General features: G+C 65.5%; 24 protein-coding genes. 23 read left to right on the top strand and 1 reads right to left on the bottom strand.

Annotated elements, in window-relative coordinates:
• From rpmC to truA, 21 genes are all read left to right on the top strand, one after another.
• Window positions 1-342, top strand: a complete 342-nt coding sequence (gene rpmC / locus E2F48_RS10645) for a 50S ribosomal protein L29 (RefSeq protein WP_133403935.1) — start codon at window positions 1-3, stop codon at window positions 340-342.
• Window positions 339-635: a 30S ribosomal protein S17 gene (rpsQ, locus tag E2F48_RS10650; protein WP_133403936.1), complete on the top strand. Its 297-nt coding sequence runs from the start codon at window positions 339-341 to the stop codon at window positions 633-635. The genes rpmC and rpsQ overlap by 4 nt, the downstream gene beginning before the upstream one ends.
• Before the next feature lie 263 nt (window positions 636-898).
• Window positions 899-1267: a 50S ribosomal protein L14 gene (rplN, locus tag E2F48_RS10655; protein ID WP_049829173.1), complete on the top strand. Its 369-nt coding sequence runs from the start codon at window positions 899-901 to the stop codon at window positions 1265-1267.
• Between the two features lie 3 nt (window positions 1268-1270).
• Window positions 1271-1648: a 50S ribosomal protein L24 gene (gene rplX, locus E2F48_RS10660; RefSeq protein WP_120164755.1), complete on the top strand. Its 378-nt coding sequence runs from the start codon at window positions 1271-1273 to the stop codon at window positions 1646-1648.
• The gene (gene rplE, locus E2F48_RS10665; RefSeq protein ID WP_133403937.1) at window positions 1648-2223 is read left to right on the top strand and encodes a 50S ribosomal protein L5; all 576 of its coding nucleotides are present in this window, start codon (window positions 1648-1650) and stop codon (window positions 2221-2223) included. Before rplX ends, rplE begins: the two co-directional genes overlap by 1 nt.
• Before the next feature lie 96 nt (window positions 2224-2319).
• Window positions 2320-2718 carry a 30S ribosomal protein S8 gene (gene rpsH, locus E2F48_RS10670; protein ID WP_043440638.1) on the top strand — a complete coding sequence of 133 codons (399 nt, stop codon included), beginning with the start codon at window positions 2320-2322 and terminating at the stop codon, window positions 2716-2718.
• 17 nt (window positions 2719-2735) lie between these two features.
• Window positions 2736-3272, top strand: coding sequence for a 50S ribosomal protein L6 (gene rplF / locus E2F48_RS10675; protein ID WP_120164758.1), 537 nt, complete (start codon window positions 2736-2738; stop codon window positions 3270-3272).
• 2 nt (window positions 3273-3274) lie between these two features.
• Complete coding sequence (gene rplR / locus E2F48_RS10680) at window positions 3275-3658, top strand: 50S ribosomal protein L18 (protein WP_120164759.1); 384 nt, start codon at window positions 3275-3277, stop codon at window positions 3656-3658.
• Window positions 3655-4392, top strand: coding sequence for a 30S ribosomal protein S5 (gene rpsE / locus E2F48_RS10685; RefSeq protein WP_120164761.1), 738 nt, complete (start codon window positions 3655-3657; stop codon window positions 4390-4392). The genes rplR and rpsE overlap by 4 nt, the downstream gene beginning before the upstream one ends.
• Window positions 4392-4610: a 50S ribosomal protein L30 gene (gene rpmD, locus E2F48_RS10690; RefSeq protein WP_120164763.1), complete on the top strand. Its 219-nt coding sequence runs from the start codon at window positions 4392-4394 to the stop codon at window positions 4608-4610. Before rpsE ends, rpmD begins: the two co-directional genes overlap by 1 nt.
• The gene (gene rplO, locus E2F48_RS10695) at window positions 4610-5101 is read left to right on the top strand and encodes a 50S ribosomal protein L15 (RefSeq protein WP_120164765.1); all 492 of its coding nucleotides are present in this window, start codon (window positions 4610-4612) and stop codon (window positions 5099-5101) included. The genes rpmD and rplO overlap by 1 nt, the downstream gene beginning before the upstream one ends.
• 202 nt (window positions 5102-5303) lie before the next feature.
• On the top strand, window positions 5304-6617 hold the full coding sequence (gene secY / locus E2F48_RS10700; RefSeq protein WP_133403938.1) for a preprotein translocase subunit SecY: 1314 nt from the start codon (window positions 5304-5306) through the stop codon (window positions 6615-6617).
• Window positions 6614-7186 carry an adenylate kinase gene (locus E2F48_RS10705; protein WP_133403939.1) on the top strand — a complete coding sequence of 191 codons (573 nt, stop codon included), beginning with the start codon at window positions 6614-6616 and terminating at the stop codon, window positions 7184-7186. Before secY ends, E2F48_RS10705 begins: the two co-directional genes overlap by 4 nt.
• A gap of 10 nt (window positions 7187-7196) precedes the next feature.
• Window positions 7197-8024 carry a type I methionyl aminopeptidase gene (gene map, locus E2F48_RS10710; RefSeq protein WP_133403940.1) on the top strand — a complete coding sequence of 276 codons (828 nt, stop codon included), beginning with the start codon at window positions 7197-7199 and terminating at the stop codon, window positions 8022-8024.
• A gap of 273 nt (window positions 8025-8297) precedes the next feature.
• Window positions 8298-8519: a translation initiation factor IF-1 gene (gene infA, locus E2F48_RS10715; RefSeq protein WP_019481515.1), complete on the top strand. Its 222-nt coding sequence runs from the start codon at window positions 8298-8300 to the stop codon at window positions 8517-8519.
• A 21-nt stretch (window positions 8520-8540) separates the two neighbouring features.
• Window positions 8541-8654, top strand: a complete 114-nt coding sequence (rpmJ, locus tag E2F48_RS10720; RefSeq protein WP_043440658.1) for a 50S ribosomal protein L36 — start codon at window positions 8541-8543, stop codon at window positions 8652-8654.
• Between the two features lie 164 nt (window positions 8655-8818).
• Window positions 8819-9196, top strand: a complete 378-nt coding sequence (rpsM, locus tag E2F48_RS10725; protein WP_120164771.1) for a 30S ribosomal protein S13 — start codon at window positions 8819-8821, stop codon at window positions 9194-9196.
• A 139-nt stretch (window positions 9197-9335) separates the two neighbouring features.
• Window positions 9336-9737 carry a 30S ribosomal protein S11 gene (rpsK, locus tag E2F48_RS10730; protein ID WP_120164773.1) on the top strand — a complete coding sequence of 134 codons (402 nt, stop codon included), beginning with the start codon at window positions 9336-9338 and terminating at the stop codon, window positions 9735-9737.
• Between the two features lie 156 nt (window positions 9738-9893).
• The gene (locus E2F48_RS10735; protein ID WP_120165531.1) at window positions 9894-10904 is read left to right on the top strand and encodes a DNA-directed RNA polymerase subunit alpha; all 1011 of its coding nucleotides are present in this window, start codon (window positions 9894-9896) and stop codon (window positions 10902-10904) included.
• Between the two features lie 60 nt (window positions 10905-10964).
• Window positions 10965-11576, top strand: coding sequence for a 50S ribosomal protein L17 (gene rplQ, locus E2F48_RS10740; protein WP_133403941.1), 612 nt, complete (start codon window positions 10965-10967; stop codon window positions 11574-11576).
• Between the two features lie 27 nt (window positions 11577-11603).
• Window positions 11604-12557: a tRNA pseudouridine(38-40) synthase TruA gene (truA, locus tag E2F48_RS10745; protein WP_133403942.1), complete on the top strand. Its 954-nt coding sequence runs from the start codon at window positions 11604-11606 to the stop codon at window positions 12555-12557.
• A gap of 15 nt (window positions 12558-12572) precedes the next feature.
• Here truA and E2F48_RS10750 read toward each other — a convergent pair whose 3' ends face one another.
• Window positions 12573-13223 carry a prepilin peptidase gene (locus E2F48_RS10750; RefSeq protein WP_133403943.1) on the bottom strand — a complete coding sequence of 217 codons (651 nt, stop codon included), beginning with the start codon at window positions 13221-13223 and terminating at the stop codon, window positions 12573-12575.
• A gap of 223 nt (window positions 13224-13446) precedes the next feature.
• Between E2F48_RS10750 and E2F48_RS10755 the strand changes: the two genes are divergently transcribed.
• A complete protein-coding gene (locus E2F48_RS10755) occupies window positions 13447-14238 on the top strand; it encodes a response regulator transcription factor (protein ID WP_133403944.1) in 792 nt (263 codons plus the stop codon).
• Window positions 14239-14321: 83 nt separating this feature from the next.
• Window positions 14322-14903 (top strand): dihydrofolate reductase family protein, encoded by a 582-nt coding sequence (locus E2F48_RS10760; protein WP_133403945.1) that lies wholly within the window; start codon window positions 14322-14324, stop codon window positions 14901-14903.
• The last annotated feature ends 68 nt before the right edge of the window (window positions 14904-14971 follow it).

Here is a 14971-nt window from a genome sequence, read left to right on the forward strand (position 1 = left end):
ATGGCATTGGGTTCAAAGGAACTAGCAACGGATCAGCTTGACGGGTTCGACAAGGATCGTCTCGTCGAGGAGCTCCGCAAGGCCAAGGAGGAGCTGTTCAACCTCCGCTTCCAGTCGGCCACCGGCCAGCTGGAGAGCCATGGCCGCCTGCGCCTGGTCAAGCGCGACATCGCCCGCATCTACACGGTGCTGCGTGAGCGCGAGCTGGGCATCCGGCCCGACGTCGTTGTGACCGTTGAGGAAGCAAAGACCGAGGAAAAGCCGGCCAAGAAATCCAAGAAGGCCTCCACTAAGGACGCCAAGTCCGTGGACACCGAGGCTTCTGAGGAGGACGCCAAATGAGTGAGCAGAAGAGCGAAAACGCAGCCGTGACCGACGCCGAGGCACGCGGGTACCGCAAGGTCCGCCGTGGCTACGTCGTTTCGGACAAGATGGAGAAGACCATCACCGTCCAGGTCGAGGACCGCGTGAAGCACGGCCTGTACGGCAAGGTCATCCGCCGTACGTCCAAGGTCAAGGCCCACGACGAGCAGAACACCGCCGGCATCGGCGACATGGTTCTGATCTCGGAGACCCGGCCGCTGTCCGCCACCAAGCGGTGGCGCCTGGTCGAGGTTATCGAAAAGGCCAAGTAGCACCAGCTGCGCAGATGCCCCGGACACGATTCGTGTCCGGGGCATTTTCGCGATATGATAAGAATCTTGTCTGTCTGGTGGGCTGGCGCATGCCCTCACACCGGCAAATAGGCAAAAGCCCGATGATCTTGTTCAACACAAATCCGCTCTAAACCGCAGCGCGTTTCGGCGCGCGTTTGTGCTGAGTACCAGTATTACGGGGCCCACCCATATCCGTTCCGCAAGGCTCGATGAGAGAACCAGCGCGACGACAGGAGTAATAAGTGATTCAGCAGGAGTCGCGGCTCAAGGTCGCCGACAACACGGGGGCCAAGGAAATCTTGACCATCCGTGTTCTCGGAGGATCCGGACGCCGCTACGCAGGCATCGGCGACGTAATCGTCGCCACCGTCAAGGACGCAATCCCCGGCGGCAACGTCAAGAAGGGCGACGTCGTCAAGGCGGTCATCGTCCGCACCAAGAAGGAACGCCGCCGCGCGGACGGTTCCTACATCAAGTTTGATGAAAACGCAGCAGTGATCCTGAAGAACGACGGCGACCCCCGCGGTACCCGTATCTTCGGCCCTGTCGGCCGCGAACTGCGCGACAAGCGTTTCATGAAGATCATTTCACTGGCGCCGGAGGTGCTCTAGCCCATGGCACAGAAGACTGGAAAGCTCAAGATCAAGAAGGGTGACCTGGTTCAGGTCATCACCGGAGCCAAGCAGGAGCGCGGCGGCGACCGCGGAAAGCAGGGCAAGGTCCTGAAGGTGTTCCCGGAGACCAACCGCGTGCTCGTCGAGGGCATCAACCGGATCACCAAGCACACCAAGGCCACCCAGCACGAGGGCCACAGCCACGGCGGCGGAATCCAGGTCGTCGAGGCACCGCTGCACATCAGCAACGTTGCCATCGTCGACCCCGAGACCAAGAAGCCGACCCGCGTGGGCTACCGCACCGAGACCGTCGAGCGCGACGGCCGGCAGCGCACCGTCCGCATCCGCGTGGCCAAGTCATCAGGGAAGGATCTGTAATGACTGTTGAAACCGCAGAGACCAAGGTTCTCCCTCGCCTCAAGGCCCGCTACGCCGCTGAAATCAAGTCTGCCCTGCAGGAAGAGTTCAGCTACGCCAACGTCAACCAGGTTCCCCGCCTGGTGAAGGTTGTCGTAAACATGGGTGTTGGAGATGCCGCCAAGGACTCCAAGCTCATCGACGGCGCCGTCAAGGACCTCACCGCGATCACCGGCCAGAAGCCCCAGGTGACCAAGGCCCGCAAGTCCATCGCCCAGTTCAAGCTTCGTGAGGGTATGCCCATCGGCGCCCACGCGACGCTGCGCGGCGACCGCATGTGGGAATTCGTCGACCGCCTGGTGACCCTCGCCCTGCCCCGTATCCGCGACTTCCGCGGCCTCAACGGCAAGCAGTTCGACGGCAACGGCAACTACACCTTCGGCCTCACGGAGCAGTCGATGTTCCACGAGATCGACCAGGACCGTATCGACCGCGTGCGTGGCATGGACATCACCGTCGTCACCACAGCCAAGACCGACGCCGAGGGCCGCGCGCTGCTGAAGGCGCTTGGCTTCCCGTTCAAATCCGAAGATTAATCTAACTACGTTGCAGGTCCGTTCCGGCCGGGGCGAGCGAAAGCCCGTTCCTGACCCGGGACCCGGAAACCGTTACGAGGAAGGGCAAGAGCCCACATGACAATGACAGATCCTGTCGCAGACATGCTCACGCGTCTGCGCAATGCAAACTCGGCGTACCACGACTCCGTGTCGATGCCGTACAGCAAGCTCAAGGCTCGCGTAGCCGACATCCTGAAGGCCGAAGGCTACATCGCCGGCTGGAAGGAAGAGGAAGCGGAGGTCGGCAAGAAGCTGACCATCGACCTCAAGTTCGGCCCGGACCGCCAGCGGTCCATCGCCGGCATCCGCCGCATCTCCAAGCCGGGCCTCCGCGTTTACGCGAAGTCCACCAACCTGCCCCACGTGCTGGGCGGCCTGGGAATTGCCATCCTGTCCACGTCCTCCGGTCTGCTCACGGACCGCCAGGCATCCAAGAAGGGTGTGGGTGGGGAAGTCCTCGCCTACGTCTGGTAGCGGGAAGGGAAAGAAAAATGTCACGTATTGGACGTCTCCCCATCACCGTACCTGCAGGTGTTGAGGTCAAGGTCAACGGCAGTGAAGTCTCCGTCAAGGGATCCAAGGGCGAGCTGAGCCACACCGTGCCCAGCCCGATCGAGGTCTCGCTCGAGGACAGCACTCTCACCGTCAGCCGGCCCAATGACGAGCGTGTTTCACGCTCATTGCACGGCCTCACCCGCACGCTGATCTCCAACATGATTGTCGGAGTCACCGAGGGGTACAAGAAGAACCTTGAGATCGTGGGTACGGGTTACCGTGTCCAGGCCAAGGGAAGCGACCTGGAGTTCGCTCTGGGCTACAGCCACCCGGTTGCCGTCAAGGCCCCCGAGGGCATTGTCCTGACTGTCGATTCCCCCACCAAGCTTTCGGTGTCGGGCATCAACAAGCAGCAGGTCGGCGAGGTCGCTGCAAACATCCGCAAGCTGCGCAAGCCCGACCCGTACAAGGGCAAGGGCATCCGCTATGCAGGCGAGATCATCCGCCGCAAGGTCGGAAAGGCCGGTAAGTAACCATGGCAATCAGCATCAATAAGAAGCGCTCCTCCAAGAGCAAGTCCGCCTCCCGCGGACGCCGCCACCTGCGCGTGCGCAAGCGCGTCTCGGGGACCGCGGTCCGTCCGCGCCTGGTCGTCAACCGTTCGGCCCGGCACGTATTCGTGCAGGTCGTCGACGACACCAAGGGCATCACCGTGGCTTCCGCCTCGACGCTCGAAGCGGACCTGCGTGCCTTTGACGGCGACAAGACCGCCAAGGCCAAGCGTGTTGGCGGGCTCGTCGCAGAGCGCGCGAAGGCTGCCGGTATCGAAGCTGTCGTTTTCGACCGCGGCGGTAACAAGTACCACGGCCGTGTCGCGGCCATCGCAGACGGCGCACGCGAAGGTGGGCTGTCACTGTGACCGAAGAAAACAAGGCAAAGGAAGCGCCATTGAATACGGCTACAGAGCAGCCAGCAACCGACGCCCCGGCTGCCGGTTCGACTGAGACCGCATCGGCCGACAGCCGAGGCGACCGTGGCTCCCGCGGAAGCGGGCGCGGCGGCGAGCGTGGCGGCAAGAGCGACCGTGGCGGCCGTGGTGGCCGCGACGGGCGCGACGGCGGCCGTGACGACAAGGACAAGTTCATTGAGCGCGTCGTCACCATCAACCGCGTCGCCAAGGTCGTCAAGGGCGGCCGCCGCTTCAGCTTCACCGCCCTCGTGGTGGTAGGCGACGGCAACGGCATGGTCGGCGTCGGCTACGGAAAGGCCAAGGAAGTTCCCTCGGCTATCCAGAAGGCCGTCGAGGAAGCCAAGAAGACGATGTTCCGCGTCCCGCGCATCGGTGGAACCATCCCGCACCTGGTGCAGGGTGAAGCCGCTGCCGGCGTCGTGCTCCTTCGTCCCGCGTCCCCGGGTACCGGTGTTATCGCCGGTGGTCCGGTCCGCGCGATCCTCGAGTGCGCCGGCATCCACGACGTCCTGTCGAAGTCCCTCGGTTCCTCCAACGCCATCAACATCGTTCACGCGACCGTTGACGCGCTGCAGCGGCTCGAAGAGCCCCAGGCCGTGGCTGCCCGCCGTGGCCTGCCCCTGGACGAGGTTGCCTCGCACCAGATGCTCCGCGCCATCGCAGCACAGAAGGTAGGTGCGTAATGACCGCGATCACTCCCAAGCGCGTGCAGGTGAGCACGGCGAAGCTGCAGATCACTCAGATCAAGTCCGCCATTGGCGGCAAGCAGAACCAGCGCGACACCCTGCGGTCCCTCGGACTGAAGCGGATCGGCCACACCGTGGTCCGTGAAGCCGATGCTGTGACCGTCGGCATGGTCAACACGGTTCCGCACCTCTTGAAGGTTGAGGAGGCCAAGTAATGGCAGAGGAAAAGACAACGGCTGTAGCCGAAGGAAAGACGGAGCGCGTCCACGCTCTGAAGGTCCACCACCTGCGTCCGGCCCCCGGAGCCAAAACCAAGAAGACCCGTGTGGGCCGTGGTGAAGGTTCGAAGGGTAAGACGGCAGGCCGTGGCACCAAGGGAACCGCAGCCCGCTACCAGGTGAAGGCAGGATTCGCAGGCGGCCAGCTGCCGCTGCACATGCGTCTGCCCAAGCTGCGCGGGTTCAAGAACCCGTTCCGCGTCGAGTTCCAGGTCGTGAACCTGGACAAGATCTCGGAGCTCTACCCCAACGGTGGCGACGTGACCGTCGAGTCGCTCGTCGCCCTGGGTGCGGTGCGCAAGAACCAGCCCGTGAAGGTGCTGGGGACCGGCGACATCACCGTGGCAGTCGATGTGAAGGCTCACCGCTTCTCCTCGACCGCAGCCGAGAAGATCGCTGCCGCCGGCGGCTCCATCAGCCAGCTCTAGGCAGATCTGCTCGTGATCCGGCTGTGTTCAACCACGGCCAGGAACTAGACTCTTGGTGGGCCGGTGCAATCCGGCCCACCAGGAGTTTTCCGGCTTAAGCGCCGACCCAACACCGTCCGGTTCCAGAACACCGGGCTGCGACCGTTAGACTCGGTTGTTGTGTACTGTCCGCTTCGGACATCCAAGACCTTCAGGAGGACGCTTGCTAAGCGCTATTGGCCGGGCATTCCGGACGCCAGACTTGCGGCGCAAGCTGTTGTTCACGCTGGGCATCATCACCATCTTCCGGCTCGGCGCCTTCATCCCGGCCCCCGGAGTCGACTACGGCAACGTCCAGCAGTGCCTGAGCCTCGGCAACACGCAGGGCGGCCTCTACGAGTTCGTCAACCTGTTCAGCGGCGGAGCCCTGCTCCAGGTGTCGGTGTTCGCCCTGGGCATCACCCCCTACATCACCGCGAGCATCATCACGCAGCTGCTGCGCGTCGTGATTCCCCGCTTCCAGGAACTCCATGAGGAAGGTGCCCAGGGCCAGTCACGCCTGACCCAGTACACGCGCTACCTCACGATCGCCCTCGGCCTGCTCAACGCGACGACGCTGGTGTCGCTCGCGCGCTCCGGGGCCCTGCTGGGCGACTGCCCGGTGCCGCTGATCCCGGACGACTCCCTGCTCACGATCATCCTGCTGATCATCACCCTCACCGCAGGCACCGGCCTCATCATGTGGATGGGCGAGCTGATCACCGAAAAGGGTGTCGGCAACGGCATGTCCCTTCTGATTTTCACCGCCATCGTCGCAAGCTTCCCCACCTCCCTCGGGGAGATCCTGCGCACCCAGGGCTGGACGGTTTTCCTGGGCGTGATGCTCATGGGCATAGTTGTCGTCGCGCTCGTCATCTTCGTCGAGCAGTCCCAGCGCCGCATCCCCGTGCAGTACGCGAAGCGGATGATCGGGCGCCGCACGCTTGGCGGCAGCAGCACCTACATCCCGATCAAGGTCAACATGGCCGGCGTGATCCCCGTGATCTTCGCGTCCTCCATGCTGTACCTGCCGACGCTGATCGCCCAGTTCAACACCCCTTCGGACGGCCAGACGCCGCCGCCGGAGTGGGTCAACTGGATCACCACCTACCTCGCGACCGGTGACCACCCGCTGTACATGGCGGTGTACTTCCTGATGATTGTGTTCTTCACGTACTTCTACGTGGCGATCACGTTCAACCCGGACGAGGTCTCCGAGAACATGAAGAAGTACGGCGGCTTCATCCCGGGCATCCGGGCCGGCCGCCCCACGGCGGAGTACCTGCAGTACGTGCTCTCCCGCATCACCCTGCCGGGCGCGATCTACCTGGGCCTCGTCGCCCTGATCCCGCTCATCGCCCTGGTCGCGATCGGCGCCAACCAGAACTTCCCGTTCGGCGGCACGTCGATCCTGATCATGGTGGGCGTGGGGCTGGAAACCGTAAAGCAGATCGACGCGCAGCTCCAGCAGCGCCACTACGAAGGGCTCCTCCGATGACAAGAATGCTGATTATCGGCCCTCCGGGTTCGGGCAAGGGAACGCAGGCCGCACGCATCTCCGAGCGCCTCGGCGTGGTCGCCATCTCCACCGGCGACATTTTCCGCGACAACGTCAAGCGCGAGACGCCCCTGGGTGTCGAGGCGAAAAAGTACATGGACGCGGGGGACTTCGTGCCCGACAGCGTCACCAACAACATGGTGCGCGACCGGCTGAAGGCCGACGACGTGCAGGACGGCTTCCTGCTCGACGGCTACCCGCGCACGGCCGCCCAGGTGGCCGAGCTCGACGACATCCTCGCCGAGAACTCCTCGAGCCTGGACGTGGTGCTTCAGCTCACCGCCGAGGACGAGGAGCTCGTGCGCCGGCTGCTGGGCCGGGCGTCCCTCGATGGGCGCAGCGACGACAACCAGGACGTCATCCGGCACCGGCTGCGCCTGTACCACGAGCAGACCGCGCCGGTCGTCTCGCAGTACACCGAGCGCGGCATCGTCACCCAGGTGAACGGGATCGGCAGCATCGACGAGGTCACCGAGCGGGTCATGAACGCGCTCAAGGTCGCCAGCTAGGCCGCCGGACATTTTGCGCCAGCCCAAGATTGAGTACAAGACACCCCGCCAGATCCTGAGCATGCGCGAGGCCGGCCTGGTGCTGTCCCGCGGACTCGACGCCGCGGTCTCGGCCGCACGGGTGGGGATCAGCACCCGCGAGCTGAATGCGGTGTTCGAAGAGGTGCTCCGGGAGGCTGGGGCCACCTCGAACTTCCTGGGCTACCACGGCTTCCCCGCCAGCATCTGCACCTCGGTCAACGAGGAGGTGGTCCACGGCATCCCCGGGGATTACGTGCTGCGGGACGGGGATATCATCTCCATCGACGGCGGTGCCATCGTGAACGGCTGGCATGCCGACTCCGCACGCACCACCATCGTCGGGACTCCGCGTGAGGAGGACGTGCGCCTATCGCAGGTCACCGAGGAGGCGATGTGGCGGGGGATCGCCGCCCTCGCCGGTGCCAAGCACGTGGGCGACATTGGGGCCGCGATCGACGACTACGTCTCTGAACTCCCGGGCCAGCGGCTCGGCATCCTCGAGGACTACGTGGGACACGGCATCGGCACCCGGATGCACCAGGAGCCCGACGTCCTGAACTACCGCAGCTCCCACCGCGGGCCGAAAGTCCGCCCCGGACTCTGCTTGGCCATCGAGCCCATGCTCGTCCTCGGGGGACTCGAGACCAAGGTACTCGACGACGACTGGACGGTGGTCACCACCGACGGCAAGCGCGCCTCCCAGTGGGAGCACACGGTGGCCGTCCACGACGGCGGCATCTGGGTGCTCAGCGCCGAGGACGGCGGAGCGTCGAAGCTCGAACCGCTTGGCGTCGTCCCGGTTCCCGTCCGCGCCTGAGTCCGGACGCTTCCAATCCCGGACGCCCGGGGGAGCCGCACCGAACCGCCGCCCGCTGACCTAGGGCGGGCAAGTTCGGCCGCTTCGGCTGGCCGCCGATTTAACTTCTCCGCGCCCATGGCGTACTGTTGTCTGTTGGTTGTCTGTGCTTTTTGTGCCCATTTCGGGCCGGGCGGTCCGCCGGCTCACGAGCCGTCGCCGCGGCAGGATCAGACAAGCAAAACCCAAACCCGTCCACCGTGCAAGCGGTGGGCATCGACGTTAGCGGAGGATATGGCCAAGAAAGACGGTGTCATTGAGATTGAAGGCACTGTGAACGAGGCGCTGCCCAACGCGATGTTCCGCGTTGAGTTGGCCAACGGTCACATTGTTCTCGCCCACATCTCGGGAAAGATGCGCCAGCACTACATTCGAATCCTTCCTGAGGACCGGGTAGTAGTGGAACTCAGCCCGTACGACCTCACCCGGGGCCGTATTGTCTACCGCTACAAATAAGAATCAACTCGAAGGAAAACCATGAAGGTCAACCCGAGCGTGAAGCGGATCTGTGAAAAGTGCCAGGTGGTTCGCCGCAAGGGCAACGTTCTCGTCATCTGCGAAAACCCGCGCCACAAGCAGCGCCAGGGTTAATCAGCCTCCTAGAGGTCGACCCCACGCGTAGTTCAGTTCATTAAGGCAAAGCAGCACCGCGCATCCGCGCAGTGCACACCCCCGGTACGGAGGCCGGGGACCGGAAAACCTTCCGGGTACGCTTTGGCTCAGACCTCCGGTATCACCAAAGGAGAACAGCCTCTATGGCACGTCTCGCTGGCGTAGACATCCCCCGCGAAAAGCGGGTAGTCATCGCGCTTACTTACATCTACGGCGTGGGCAAGACCCGTGCAGAGAAGACGATCGCGGATACGGGCATCAGCCCCAACACCCGCGTGAAGGACCTCACCGATGCAGAGCTCGTCCAGCTCCGCGACTACGTTGAAGGAAACTTCAAGGTTGAGGGCGACCTCCGGCGCGAGGTCGCAGCCGACATCCGCCGCAAGGTCGAAATCGGCAGCTACGAAGGCATCCGGCACCGCCGCGGCCTTCCCGTGCGTGGACAGCGCACGAAGACCAACGCTCGTACCCGCAAGGGCCCGAAGCGCACCGTCGCAGGCAAGAAGAAGGCCGGCCGCTAGATCCCCACTGGCTCCCTAACGTGACTCGCTAGCGCTCGTCACGCCAGGGGACCCTCGCCAGCGGAGGCCCCTGTTCAGCGGGCTCCAGCGGGATCTCGTCCGACCCAATGCTTTACCCAATACCTTCGTAGGAGAAGTAATGCCCCCCAAGACTCGTGGAGCGGTGCGCAAGCCGCGTCGCAAGGATAAGAAGAATATCGCGCTCGGCCAGGCGCACATCAAGAGCACCTTCAACAACACCATCGTCTCGATCACGGACCCCAGTGGAGCAGTCATCTCCTGGGCCTCCGCCGGTGAGGTTGGGTTCAAGGGCTCACGCAAGTCCACCCCGTTCGCTGCGCAGCTGGCTGCTGAAGCCGCCGCGAAGCGCGCTCAGGAGCACGGCGTCCGCAAGGTCGACGTCTTCGTCAAGGGCCCGGGATCCGGACGCGAAACCGCAATTCGCTCGCTGCAGGCCACCGGCCTGGAGGTCGGCTCCATCTCGGACGTCACCCCCAGCGCCCACAACGGCTGCCGCCCCCCGAAGCGCCGCCGCGTCTAATCGGCTTTTCGGCCACCGTACCGCCTTGCAGCAGCCCTGAGCTGCCGCAGGGCGGTTCGGTGCCGTTATCCAAGGCTTTTGAGCCGGCTCATCAGCTATCCCTTTCCACCATTTGTGTTGCGTCATATAGCGGATGCACCCTGAAAGGAAATGTACGTGCTTATTGCACAGCGCCCCACCCTGACTGAAGAAGTAGTCGCCGACAACCGCTCGCGGTTCGTGATCGAGCCCCTCGAGCCGGGCTTCGGCTACACCCTCGGCAACTCGCTCCGCCGTACCCTCCTGTCCTCCATCCCCGGTGCAGCTGTCACAAGCATCCGCATCGATGGAGTGCTTCACGAATTCACGACGGTTCCCGGTGTTAAGGAAGACGTCACCGAGATCATCCTGAACATCAAGAACCTCGCGGTCTCCTCCGAGCACGACGAGCCCGTCGTGGCGTACCTGCGCAAGCAGGGCCCCGGTGTTGTCACCGCGGCAGACATCGCACCGCCGGCCGGTGTGGAGTTCCACAACCCCGACCTGCACATCGCCACCCTGAACTCCAAGGGCAAGTTCGAGCTCGAGCTGACCATCGAGCGCGGGCGCGGCTATGTCTCGGCCTCCCAGAACAAGTCCGGTGACTCGGAGATCGGCCGCATCCCGGTCGACTCCATCTACTCGCCGGTCCTGAAGGTCACCTTCCGCGTCGAGGCGACCCGTGTTGAGCAGCGCACCGACTTCGACCGCCTGATCGTCGACGTCGAAACCAAGGACGCCATCGCCCCCCGCGACGCCGTCGCGTCGGCAGGCACCACCCTGGTGGAGCTGTTCGGGCTGGCCCGCGAACTGAACATCGCGGCCGAAGGCATCGAGATCGGTCCCTCGCCCACGGACGCGGCCCTGGCCGCCGACATGGCGCTGCCGATCGAGGATCTCGAGCTGACGGTCCGCTCCTACAACTGCCTCAAGCGTGAGGGCATCCACTCCGTGGGTGAACTCGTTGCCCGCTCCGAGGCCGACCTGATGGACATCCGCAACTTCGGCGCGAAGTCCATCGACGAGGTCAAGGCGAAGCTCGTTGAGCTCGGTCTGTCCCTGAAGGATTCCCCTCCCGGGTTCGACCTTGCCGCCCGCGCCGCTGCCATCGAAGAGGACGACGCCGCCTACGGCGACGAAGAGCTCTAATACGCTAACTGCCTGACCGCCGCCCGGCGGCGGTCAGGTCCACTATGAGGAGAAATAACCATGCCCACACCCACTAAGGGCCCACGCCTCGGAGGCGGTCCGGCGCACGAACGCCTGATGCTCGCCAACCTGGCCGCCTCGCTGTTCGAGCACAAGCGCATCACCACCACGGTCACCAAGGCGAAGCGGCTCCGCCCCTACGCCGAGCGCCTCGTCACCTTCGCCAAGAAGGGCGACCTCGCCTCGCGCCGCCGCGTCCTGGGCGTCATCAGCAGCAAGAGCATCGTTCACGAGCTCTTCACTGAGATCGCACCGGCCGTCGCCAACCGCGAGGGCGGCTACACCCGCATCACGAAGATCGGCAACCGCAAGGGCGACAACGCTCCCATGGCTGTCATCGAGCTGGTCCTTGAGCCGCTGTCCGCCAAGCAGGCAGTCGTAGCCGAGGCCGAGCAGGCCAAGGCAGCCCCCGCGGCTCCGGCAGAGGAGACCGCAGCGCCGGTCGAGTCCGCCGAGACCGTCGAGGCGACCGAGACCGCCGAGACTGTCGAGGCGACCGAGACCGAAGCACCCGCGGAGTCGACCGAGGCTGCAGAGCCCGCCGACACCGCTTCCTCCACCGACGAGGCCGCAGCGTCCGACGACGCCGAAGCCCCCGAGGCCAAGAAGTAACTTCGCCGAAGCTGGTTGAATACGTTCGTGAATGATCAGTTGCCCGCCGGACCCGAGGGGTCCGGCGGGCTTCTGCGTGTCCGGCTCGATATCGCCTACGACGGCGCCCCCTTCGCCGGATGGGCCCTCCAGCCGGGCCACGTCACCGTGCAGGGGGTCCTCGAGGAGGCCCTCTTCACGCTGCTGCGGCGCACCGCCCGCCTCACGGTGGCCGGCCGCACCGACGCCGGCGTCCACGCGCGCGGCCAGGTGGCCCACGTCGACCTGACACCGGGGGAGTGGCACGGCATCGGCCGGGGGAAGGACGTCGCGCCGGGGGAGGCCCTGACACGGCGCCTGGGCGGCACCGTGAACCGGGTCCTCTCCGATCAGCTCACCGGGCGGGGACGCTCGATCAAGAATTCCATCCCGGCCGTCGTCGTTAAGAAGGCCGACCAGGCGCCGGAGGGCTTCGACGCCCGCTTCTCGGCGCTTTGGCGCCGCTACAGCTACACCATCGCCGACGCCCGCGTCGAACGCGACCCCCTCGCCCGCCGCACGGTGCTCTGGTATCCGGGGGACCTGGACGTGGAGCTGCTCAACGCCGGCGCCGCGCAGCTGACCGGCCTCCAGGACTTCCGGGCGTTCTGCAAGCCGCGCGAGGGCGCCACCACGGTGCGCGAACTGCAGCGCTTTGCCTACCGGCGGCGGCCCGACGGAATGATCGAGGTCACCGTCCAGGCCGATGCGTTCTGCCACAACATGGTGAGGGCCCTCGTCGGCTCCACCCTGCGGGTGGGAAGCGGTGAACTGCCGGTCACCTGGATCGCCGAGCGCCTCGCCGCCCGGGTGAAGGACGCCCGTTCCGTGCTGGCGCCCCCGCACCCGCTGGTGCTTGAGGAAGTGGCCTACCCCGGCGTCGAGGAGCTTGGCCTGCGGGCGGAGCTGACCCGCGCCCGCCGGGCCGCTGAGGAGCCGCGCGAAGCTGCTGGCGGAGCGTAAGCCGGCAGGAAGGCCTTAGAGCGGCCCGTCAAGGAACAGCACCGCCACGGCGGCTGCCAGGATCATGCCGGGGCCGAAGGGAAAGCTGGTATTGCGGGTGCCTCGGCCCGAGAGCAACAGGGCGATGCCCGCCAGGCCCCCGAAGATGAACCCGCCCAGCAGTGCCGCCAGCCAGGCTTCGACGCCGACGTAGCCGCCGTAGAGACCCAGGACTCCCGCAAGCTTCACGTCACCCATGCCCATGCCGGCGGGGGAGATGAACGCCAGCAGCAGGTAGAACAGGAACATCACGGCGCCGCCGAGCAGCGCGCCAACAAGCGGCCGCCAGCCGCCCTCAATCGCCGCGACGAGCAGGGCCATTCCCGTGACGGCGAGGAACGGGAGCAGTAGTGCGTTCGGCAGGAGCTTGGAGCGCAGGTCGATCGCCGCGAGCAGCACCCCGAAGACGGGCAGCACGAGGTACAGCAGGACCTCCGTCGGTGCTTCGGCCTTCAGGGCGCCGAGGGCGCAGAACAGGCCGGTGAGGACGGCGACGGGCCACCGCCAGCGGCCGGGAAGCACAGTCCGTGGATCCCGCGCCGCCAGGGGAAACATCCGGTAGGCGGTGAGACTGCCCGCGACGGCGTACACGAGCGCGAGGACGGCCCCCGGTGCGGCGTCAGGCATGGGTCGACACCTGCCGGCGGGGCCCGCTGGCACTGGCTTCGGTCCTGGGATTCCGTAGGTAAATCAACTTTCCCCTGTCGTTGGATCAACCATCATTATCACTCCTGTTGGTACAGGAGTGACGAGGGTTACTATTGTCCTATTCAGCGGGGGTCCTGCGAGGTGTGGGCCGCGGTAAGACCCGAATGCGAGGCGCATCACTGGACTGAAGGCGGAAGGCGTTATGAACGATCCTGGGGTGGCGGTCGTTATTGAGGACGACGACGATGTCCGGAACCTGCTGAGCGCCGTGCTGCGGCAATCAGGATTCGAGGTCCATGCTGCGCCGACTGGCCGCGACGGCGTCCGCCTGGTCCGCGAGGTGGAGCCGATCGTGGTCACCGTCGACCTTGGCCTGCCCGACATCGACGGTTACGAGGTGCTGCGCCGGGTACGCGCCTTCAGCGACTGCTACGTCGTCATCCTGACCTCGCGCGCCGATGAACTCGATGCCCTGATGGGCCTTCAATCGGGGGCCGATGACTACCTCACCAAGCCCTTCCGGCCGCGCGAGCTGCGGGCCCGGGTCGCGGCGATGATGCGTCGGCCCCGGTCCGGTGCCGGCGGCGCCCCCCTGATGGGCGGCGGGCCCACCGGACTGGTCCCCGGTTCCGGCGGCCCCAGGAGTGCGCGGATGAGCACCATCAATGTGCTGCGGCACAACGGGCTGGTGCTCGACCACCATGCGCGGACCGTCTCGGTGGACGGCGCCGAACTGTCCCTGACCCGCAGCGAGTTCGACCTTCTCCACGCGCTCCTGCTGGGACGGGGCGCCGTTCGAACGAAGGCCGACCTGGTGAAGGTGGTCCGGGGAGAGGCGCCCGGAGCATCGACCTACATCAGCGATTCCGACGAGCGGGCCATCGAGGTCCACATGGGGAACATCCGGCGGAAGCTGTGCGAAGACCCCCGGAACCCCCGCTGGTTCCAGACGGTACGTGGCGTGGGGTACCGGCTGACGCCCGAGCAGCCCTAAAGCGGCATGCAGGCTCTGCACGACGCGGGGTGTACGCGGGGCGGAGCGTCGGCAATACTGTGGGCGGAAGCAGAGGAGTGCCCATGGGCAAAGTAGTTATGTACAGCTCGGTGTCGGTAGACGGCTTCATCGCGGACGAGAACGACCAGCCCGGACCGCTGTTCGACTGGTTGCTCAGCGGTGACGTGCCGCTGGACGAAAGCGGCGAGTTGAAGGTATCGCAGACGTCCTACGACTACACCAGGGCGTACTGGAACCAGATCGGGGTGACTGTCGCCGGCCGCCGGGTCTTCGACATGACGGACGGCTGGGGCGGGAAGCCCCCGAGCGGAATCGACCACGTGGTCGTCGTGACGCACCGGCCGGCGCCCGAGGGCTGGGATCCGGCGGCGCCGTTTCACTTCGTCGACGGCGTCGAGGCAGCCGTGGCCAGGGCGCAGGAGCTTGCGGGGAACCGCATCGTCGAGGTCGCCGCCGGGGACGTCGGGGGGCAGGCGCTTGCCGCGGGCCTGGTCGACGAGGTGCGCATGGACGTCGTACCCGTCGTGCTCGGGTCCGGGAGGCGCTACTTCGGGCCGGTCCACACGCAGCACCTGTTGGAGGAACCTGACGAGGTGATTCAGGGCAACCGGGTGCTTCACCTGCGCTATCGGGTGCGGCGTTGACCGGCTACCCCCGCAACGGTGAAGCGCCCTTGGATCAGTGATCCCAGGGGCAGGTGGCGTCAAGGGGT

It is taken from the genome of Arthrobacter crusticola, assembly GCF_004357995.1.
Lineage (GTDB): Bacteria > Actinomycetota > Actinomycetes > Actinomycetales > Micrococcaceae > Arthrobacter_D > Arthrobacter_D crusticola.

Excerpts from the sequence above, each read along its gene's own strand:
- E2F48_RS10705 (WP_133403939.1), top strand. The coding sequence starts at position 6,614 with ATGACAAGAATGCTGATTATCGGCCCTCCGGGTTCGGGCAAGGGAACG.
- infA (WP_019481515.1), top strand. The coding sequence starts at position 8,298 with ATGGCCAAGAAAGACGGTGTCATTGAGATTGAAGGCACTGTGAACGAG.
- rplR (WP_120164759.1), top strand. The coding sequence starts at position 3,275 with ATGGCAATCAGCATCAATAAGAAGCGCTCCTCCAAGAGCAAGTCCGCC.
- rpsQ (WP_133403936.1), top strand. The coding sequence starts at position 339 with ATGAGTGAGCAGAAGAGCGAAAACGCAGCCGTGACCGACGCCGAGGCA.
- rpmJ (WP_043440658.1), top strand. The coding sequence starts at position 8,541 with ATGAAGGTCAACCCGAGCGTGAAGCGGATCTGTGAAAAGTGCCAGGTG.
- rplX (WP_120164755.1), top strand. The coding sequence starts at position 1,271 with ATGGCACAGAAGACTGGAAAGCTCAAGATCAAGAAGGGTGACCTGGTT.
- rpsM (WP_120164771.1), top strand. The coding sequence starts at position 8,819 with ATGGCACGTCTCGCTGGCGTAGACATCCCCCGCGAAAAGCGGGTAGTC.
- E2F48_RS10760 (WP_133403945.1), top strand. The coding sequence starts at position 14,322 with ATGGGCAAAGTAGTTATGTACAGCTCGGTGTCGGTAGACGGCTTCATC.
- rpsH (WP_043440638.1), top strand. The coding sequence starts at position 2,320 with ATGACAATGACAGATCCTGTCGCAGACATGCTCACGCGTCTGCGCAAT.
- rplE (WP_133403937.1), top strand. The coding sequence starts at position 1,648 with ATGACTGTTGAAACCGCAGAGACCAAGGTTCTCCCTCGCCTCAAGGCC.
- rpmC (WP_133403935.1), top strand. The coding sequence starts at position 1 with ATGGCATTGGGTTCAAAGGAACTAGCAACGGATCAGCTTGACGGGTTC.
- rpmD (WP_120164763.1), top strand. The coding sequence starts at position 4,392 with ATGACCGCGATCACTCCCAAGCGCGTGCAGGTGAGCACGGCGAAGCTG.
- rplQ (WP_133403941.1), top strand. The coding sequence starts at position 10,965 with ATGCCCACACCCACTAAGGGCCCACGCCTCGGAGGCGGTCCGGCGCAC.
- rplO (WP_120164765.1), top strand. The coding sequence starts at position 4,610 with ATGGCAGAGGAAAAGACAACGGCTGTAGCCGAAGGAAAGACGGAGCGC.
- E2F48_RS10755 (WP_133403944.1), top strand. The coding sequence starts at position 13,447 with ATGAACGATCCTGGGGTGGCGGTCGTTATTGAGGACGACGACGATGTC.
- E2F48_RS10750 (WP_133403943.1), bottom strand. The coding sequence starts at position 13,223 with ATGCCTGACGCCGCACCGGGGGCCGTCCTCGCGCTCGTGTACGCCGTC.
- rplF (WP_120164758.1), top strand. The coding sequence starts at position 2,736 with ATGTCACGTATTGGACGTCTCCCCATCACCGTACCTGCAGGTGTTGAG.
- rpsK (WP_120164773.1), top strand. The coding sequence starts at position 9,336 with ATGCCCCCCAAGACTCGTGGAGCGGTGCGCAAGCCGCGTCGCAAGGAT.